This is a genomic window from Parapedobacter deserti (genome assembly GCF_042646065.1).
GTDB classification, from domain to species: domain Bacteria; phylum Bacteroidota; class Bacteroidia; order Sphingobacteriales; family Sphingobacteriaceae; genus Parapedobacter; species Parapedobacter deserti.
Map to the genome: position 1 here is coordinate 1 of NZ_JBHRTA010000033.1, position 6925 is coordinate 6925.

At 46.3% G+C, this 6925-nt stretch carries 5 protein-coding genes and 2 pseudogenes; 1 reads left to right on the forward strand and 6 read right to left on the reverse strand.

Going from position 1 to position 6925, the window contains the following annotated elements; translation table 11 throughout:
• Window positions 1–205: 205 nt before the first annotated feature.
• The 6 genes and pseudogenes from ACFOET_RS21390 to ACFOET_RS11110 form a co-directional block, all read right to left on the reverse strand.
• Window positions 206–352, reverse strand: a pseudogene (locus tag ACFOET_RS21390) (RHS repeat-associated core domain-containing protein); the annotation flags it as partial.
• Between the two features lie 2228 nt (window positions 353–2580).
• Complete coding sequence (locus ACFOET_RS11090; RefSeq protein WP_379022565.1) at window positions 2581–2937, reverse strand: hypothetical protein; 357 nt, start codon at window positions 2935–2937, stop codon at window positions 2581–2583.
• Between the two features lies 1 nt (window position 2938).
• On the reverse strand, window positions 2939–3757 hold the full coding sequence (locus ACFOET_RS11095) for a polymorphic toxin type 17 domain-containing protein (protein WP_379022567.1): 819 nt from the start codon (window positions 3755–3757) through the stop codon (window positions 2939–2941).
• A 132-nt stretch (window positions 3758–3889) separates the two neighbouring features.
• Window positions 3890–4339: a hypothetical protein gene (locus ACFOET_RS11100; RefSeq protein ID WP_379022569.1), complete on the reverse strand. Its 450-nt coding sequence runs from the start codon at window positions 4337–4339 to the stop codon at window positions 3890–3892.
• 792 nt (window positions 4340–5131) lie between these two features.
• Window positions 5132–5884, reverse strand: coding sequence for a hypothetical protein (locus tag ACFOET_RS11105; RefSeq protein WP_379022571.1), 753 nt, complete (start codon window positions 5882–5884; stop codon window positions 5132–5134).
• A gap of 168 nt (window positions 5885–6052) precedes the next feature.
• A pseudogene (locus ACFOET_RS11110) lies at window positions 6053–6196 on the reverse strand (RHS repeat domain-containing protein); the annotation flags it as partial.
• 311 nt (window positions 6197–6507) lie between these two features.
• Here ACFOET_RS11110 and ACFOET_RS11115 point away from each other — a divergent pair.
• Window positions 6508–6741: a hypothetical protein gene (locus ACFOET_RS11115; RefSeq protein ID WP_379022573.1), complete on the forward strand. Its 234-nt coding sequence runs from the start codon at window positions 6508–6510 to the stop codon at window positions 6739–6741.
• The last annotated feature ends 184 nt before the right edge of the window (window positions 6742–6925 follow it).

Sequence of the window (6925 nt, forward strand, 5' to 3'; positions counted from 1 at the left end):
GAGCAGAATTATATGTTCCTTCTTCCACATAAGATGAATAGTTGTCATTAAAGGTAATAGTTGTACTTTCTTCATCTTGACTGATAGCTCCCTTCGCAATTTTGAGTGATTCCGTTCCTTTATCATTAAAAACTTTATCAAAATTGTCGTCAGTCTCGCGTAACAAAGTTAATTCCCCATTCCTTTCGAGCCGATAATCATCCAATGGCGCCATCCCGTCCGGGTCGATGAACCGCATCGGATTATTGAACGTATAATTGTAAGGACTATGCCGCCGCATCTGCTCAGCAAGCGGGTCCACGCTTCCCCACCTGCCAATCACCGGGTCATAGAACCGTGCGCCGTAATCATACGACCTTCCATGGATTTTCAGCGTTCCGGCCGTTTTCTCTACAGCCGGATTTTCGTTTGCTCAAAGAACGTCTTACCTCTCAAAGATAATGTTTTTGCGGATCGTCCGGCCACGGTTTTTACGGTTGTTTTCGGGCAACCAACTTAACCTGCCCGCGCGGTGAGCGCCCGCCGGAGGCACATTTTATTGATTCTGGGTTCGTACGTTTAGGGTTAGCTGTCCGTCGCAGCAAAAGTAGTCCTCGAATGACGGCAGTAAAGGGCTTTCGCGGCATAAATGCTCTCTGCGCTCCGCTTTATTCCACGTCCCTTGACAGTCCGCCCTTCTCCCGCTTTCGGTGGCTTAACGGAAGGCAACCCCGGAAGTGTGCCCACTTGGACGCCGGAAAGGCAGCCCCCGGCTGCGGGTGGACGGGCTTCGGTCTAGCCATGTGCGGCACCTCGGGGGTGAGACCGATGGGCCGTCCTTCGCCCTACTCGATGCGTTCCTCGCAAAGAGCAAGATGCAGGCAATACTCAAGTAATGCAAAAAGCCCGGCGCAAACAAAACGGCCGGGTTTGGCTATGGTGACCTTCAGACACCTGTACACTTGTTTGGAGTCTAATGTTCGTTTTGGGAAGTGCACTTTATAAGTGTTAAAACACTATGTTTGGTTAGAGGGCTATATTTGTCCAGAAATTCAACCAGCCTCATTTCACTTTCCCGATCATAAATCAACAACAATTTATCCTTTTCCCCCAGCACACCCCAAAATTTATCCGCGTGATCTCCGAGAGAGCCGAATCGGACGACCAAAATACTATCCCTAAAGATTTCCAACTCTTTCCTTACATACATTTTACCTTGATAGTCCTTGACCCGAAATGGCGTCTGGTTTGAGGTAAATTGCTTTTTCGCTACAAGAAATCCTATCATCGACTCCTGATATGCCTTGATTCTATGGTCCTTATCAACATAATAACCATTTTGTCCGCAGACACAAGTATATGAAAGTAGAAATAGGGAAAACAAAACTATTGTATGGTACGCTTTCATTGTTGTTGTTTCTTCTTTTGTTCATCCAATTCTCGGTAATGTCTCAATTCCTTAGTTCTAGGCGCTTTTTCAATCTCGCTATTTGAAGCCTTGGGGTTTTGAAACCCTCTGGAATTTCTGTCCGTAACATGCGTAGCTTCATGGACTCCTACGGCACCTATGTGTTCATCCTTTGTATAGTTATCCATCATAATAATCTCGCCCAACTTTATTACTGCAGGCCTTGATCCGGGCTTGGGAGCGGTTAGCTCGTCAATACCCTTTTCATATATGGTAATATCATATTGGATGATTTTACCTTGGTTATCAACAGTAGGTTCTGCAAATCCTGACACAATGGCCCCGTTAGACAATGTCCGTAATTCAGTTGTATTGATTGACATCCCTACATTAATCTCTATTGCGTCCAACTTAGATAGTGATTCCATTCCTACGGCAGTTTGTGCCATTGCATTTCCTATACGCATAATATCACCAGTTGCGTTTTTTGACCAAGTTAAAGAGCCGTCCTCGTTTCTTACATAAGTTACACGCCCACCCTGAGGGTCCACTATCTTTTTACCATCAGGATCAGCCGGCTTTTCCTTGGAGAAAACTGTTTCGGCATGCTCCAGAAATTCCCGCTTCCACGTGGTGATCTGGTTAGGGTGGATCTCGTACCTGGCTACCAATTCGTGCACCGTACTGATTTCCTTGATCGCTTCGATGGCAACTTTTGCCTTGAATGCTGCGCTANGGCGTCGGCGACCCCTATCTTGAGGGGAATATTCGATATTAAACTGTTCCTGGTATTCATAGATGGTCCAAAAGGATATATCGTCTCTTTTTACGCCTATTCTTTCTAACGACGAGAACTTATCTCTCAAAACCTCTCAAAACCTCTAAAAACCGGGTTATGAAATCGAAACAGAAATCTGTATCTCCGCTGGTTACCTCGTATGTCCAACCGGTCCCATTTTCACCAGCAGGGAACACCAAGAACATCGCTAATATGCGGAATCTGCTCGTTTGTACTTGTTATACTGAGGCTATAATACGCTGTACTCATTTTCTTTATATATCATGCGGCCTTTTCTCAACCCTCTTCATAATCATCTGCCCATGAATGTTCATATCGACTGCGGCCATCCATCCGGGTCGATGAACCGCAATAGGCTGTTCATTGTATAGCTACTTCCCCACCCTTAGCTACTTCAATCATTCGATCGATCAAGGGATACTGTTGCCCAGTAAATTCCTTGAATCTTAAAGGCACTATTTGCCACTACGGAAACATCTTGATTAACTTCATTAAAAGCATTCGCAAAATTAACTTCCCAAATATCCGACACACTCGAAACTTTCTTTAAAAATTCAACCAGCGATCGATCCGATGTCTGGAAACTTAGTTCTTGTCTAAATTCTGCTTCAAAAAGATTCTTATCCTTCCAATAGGGCTGAAGGTTTAAAATCTCGCATTCGCCAATATGCTTAACCAAATTGCCGATTAAACGTCTTGCTGTTTCCCTTTTAGTCGTATTAAAAAGAATACGCCAATAAATATTACCCATATTAATGTGTTATTCTTCCGTCTAACGAAACATTTAAATGCTTCCCATCCCTAGATAAATGCCCCAACTGGCTTTTACCTGTTTTTGACAGTTGAACGTCCCATTCAAATGCTTGCCCGGCTGTTCTTGACGGTCCTTTTTTCCAGATATTCCCAAACTTATCGACATATCCCCCTTCTTTTACTAGTAACTTTCCTGCTTGAGCGTCCGACGATCTAAGAACAAATCTTATTTTCCCCCGACTCGGGAGTCTAGCATTTCTAAGCAATGACCTCGAGCTAACCGCCCGTCTAGCTATCCTTGTTAACTTTATTGCATTGAGCCCTACTGGTCTTCCGACGTCAGGAGCATTCCCCATAATTGGAGACGGACCCAAATTACGCCCATTAATATCATATTGGTATCCGTCATCTTCATGTCCACCGTTTAGTACAAACCCTATCAGTCCATAACCGGAATAAGGCTTGCGATCGGTTCCGCGAAGGCTCATCCAAATCATTGCACCGCCAGTCACTGAAGCGGTTGGCAATAGCGTAGTCGTTGTAGTTGAGCCATCCTGTCCTACACTAACGATTCTGTCTCCTGGTTCTGCATCTGTCGGAATCTCATCACCCCGAGGAACATTAAAAATCGTATCGACAGCCGCCATCCCATCTGGATCAATGAACCGCATTGGATTGTTCATTGCATAGTTATAGGGTGACACATTATCGAACTCATCCGCCAACGGATCCACACTTCCCCACCTTCCGATCACCGGGTCATAGAACCTTGCCCCGTAGTCATACTGCCTTCCGCAACTTTTTCGCGTTCCGGCCATTTTCCTTACAGCCGGATTTCCGCTTGCTCAAAGAACGTCTTACCTTCCAAAGATAATGTTTTTATGGATTTGTCGGCCACATCCAATCAACCTTAACCTGCCCGCGCGGCGAGCGTCCGCCGGAGGCACATTTTATTGATTCTGGGTTCGTGCTTTTAGGGTTAGCCGTCCGTCGCAGCAAAGGTAGCTCTCGAATGACGGGCAGTAAAGGGCTTTCGCGGCATAAATGCTCGCTGCGCTCCGCTTTATTCCACGGTCCCTTGACAACCCGCCCTTCTCCCGCTCTGGGTGGCTTAACGGAAGGCAACGCCGAAAGTGTGCCTGCTTTTCTGTATGCATGGACGCCGGAAAGGCAGCCCCCGCTGCGGATGGACGGGCTCCGGTCTGCGGGATGGCCATGTGCGGCACGTCTATCAGCGGCGGGGCTCCAAAGGGGTTTGGGGATTGGAAGATTCCCCAATGGACACGTGCCATGCTGCCGCAGGCCTGCGCCTTGACCGACCGGAGGGAGATGCGCACACGGTGGGAAGGGCTGCGGCTATTTTGCATAATGCCCCTATGGGGCTGTGTGGCTTGTGCCATGGATATGCGCGTAAGCACCATAAGTACGCATTATGTAACTTAGCTTAGGTATAGGATTGGCTGGGAAATGGCCTCAATCATAGGAACATGCCGTTCTCCGAAAGTAGGGTGCCTTGCATTTTCGACATTCCATGGGTTACTGCATTTTTTGCACTGTATATCTGCGCTTTATGAACCCACCATACCATTGGGTCACCCACGGGTTACCGGCCTTCCATGAAAACTGTTTTGAAATAATTAATGAAAATTATTGGCAACAAATACATCCTATTGTTTAGCACTATCCAAATCCTGCCTTCATTTCTTCTTCCGTCCATTCTCCGTTGTCAATAATAGAAGATGTTGAAAAAAATTTATGCGACCAATAGGTCGTAAATCCAACAAAAAGGACGGAACGTTCCTTCCATTTACATGGCCTCAACAATGGCCATCGCATCGCCTCTAACCCTTGGTATTTCTGACCAAGGTAGATATACATGGGTAAAATCTGTGTCACGAAACCCCATAATAGTCAGTATAACAATAACTTGTGATTATACCAGCGATGTACTGTGTGCCGTTTACTGTTCTCCAAAACAGGGTGCCTTTCATTTTTCAAACACAATGGCCCACTGGCTGTTTCGCACTGAATATCTGCGACTTGAGTGGTCTATTCAAGCGTTGGGCCACTCATGGGCCACGGTCCACTCGAAAAGCTATTCTATTTCATCGACATGTCAATCAGGGACAGCAAGGCCAAACAGGCATATACACAGTAACCAAAAAAGCCCTTTTCAAAAACGTAGTGCCTTATCAAATGGTACCCCTTGGTGTTAAGAATATGCCAATTACGGTAACCAACAACATAACAAGCGCAAGTCCACCAAAAAAGTAGTAGCGCCCTCCTAGTTTAGTTGCCAACCATATACTTTGAATCAGCAGAATCGACAAACCCAGTAACATAACTGCATTCCATACGGACAGAATGTTTTGGGCCAACTTTACATTATCGGTCATAGCGTACAACAACCTGTTGCGAACAGTCATCGTCAGTAAAAAGAGAACAACTGAAACAATAAGATTTATCTTATAAAACATCTTAATACCCATTAATTTCATACCAAACTTATAGCGGTCATGCGTATTTAATATCGACCCTTTAAAGCGTGGGTCTGTTGTGAACCTCGAAAGTATATAATTTTGCTTGATTGAATTTTCAAGCGTGGTCAATGACTTGTTAGACAACCCCCAATATAAGTCATTTATCAATATCTGCTCCTGATAAAGCTGCTTACTATCCCACGATTGGGCGGCTGCACCAACCAGCGGCTGGCCGTTATACAACCCTTGTAAACTTCCCCAAACATCATCCAAAATGAGTTTGTTGCCGGATTGCACAAACCCCCTTATCTCTGAATTTGAGTAGCCAAGAACATCTGAACTTTTCCACAATAACATTTCCAATTTGCCTACGGTACGGGCAGCAGCACCAGCCCACCGGGTCTCGAACCCTCGGCTATCCGTTTCCGATTGGAACCAACTATAGAAACCCCTTCTCTGCTCCAAGGTTTCATACTCATTGTAACCGTCAACACGCTGTATATTGGTCTCGTTGGCAGTTTTCCATACATCGGTGTTATTTTCCCTATCGGACTTAAGCCAATGCCCATCGCTTCAATCAAGGTTGCCGTTCGGATTATCTCGGTAGTACTCCTCCTCGTCATCATATTCACGAGGCGCCATCCCATCCGGGTCGATGAACCGCATTGGGTTATTGAACCCGTAGCTGTACGGCGAATGTCGCCGCATACTCTCGGAAAGCGGGTCCACGCTGCCGAAGCGCCCTATCACCGGGTCATAGAACCTTGCGCCGTAGTCTTACGACCTTCCGCGGATTTTTCGCGTTCCGGCCGTTTTCCTTACAGCCGGATTTCAGCTTGCTCAAAGAACGTCTTACCTTCCAAAGATAGGTTTTTGCGGATTGTCCGGTCACTGTTTTTTACGGTTGTTTTGTGGTTGTATTTAATGAGGTGGCATCCATCACTGAAGGCAACTCCAAGGTTAGTTTGGATACTCGGTACCGATGAACGGAATGTCAAAAATAAGTGCTAATTTTGTAAGAAGCCATTGGATGCGTACACCAAGATTAAAGTATGTGGAAATGGTCTATTCAAGTAATTTCAGGGATTATGAGACTACAGGTAATACAGGACAGCAAGGGCAAGGCCACCGGGGTGTACATCCCCATCAAGGAATGGAAGGAACTCAAAAGGCAGTACCGGGATTTGGAGGCTTTGGAATACGAGGAACCCACCAAAGAGCAGCTGTTGCAGGAACTCAGGGAAGCGGTGAACGAACTCAAACTGGTGGAGCAGGGCAAACTGAAAGCCCGGCCCGCGCAAGAGCTGCTGGATGAGCTATAGCATTGCCTCCATACCGCTTTTTGACAAGCAGGCCAAACGGCTGGCCAAGAAGTACCCATCGCTCAAAAGGGATTTGGCCGGGGAGTGTAAAACAAACTGTGTCAGGGGTTGAGCATCGGCCCCGCGGGGCCGATGCTCAACCCCTGCTGCTCAAGGCAAATCTAACACCATTCTCCCGGGAAAC

What these genes read in the sequence shown, in the direction of transcription:
- ACFOET_RS11090 (WP_379022565.1), bottom strand. Translation starts at nt 2,937, where the DNA reads ATGGGTAATATTTATTGGCGTATTCTTTTTAATACGACTAAAAGGGAA.
- ACFOET_RS11095 (WP_379022567.1), bottom strand. Translation starts at nt 3,757, where the DNA reads ATGGCCGGAACGCGAAAAAGTTGCGGAAGGCAGTATGACTACGGGGCA.
- ACFOET_RS11100 (WP_379022569.1), bottom strand. Translation starts at nt 4,339, where the DNA reads ATGGCACAAGCCACACAGCCCCATAGGGGCATTATGCAAAATAGCCGC.
- ACFOET_RS11115 (WP_379022573.1), top strand. Translation starts at nt 6,508, where the DNA reads ATGAGACTACAGGTAATACAGGACAGCAAGGGCAAGGCCACCGGGGTG.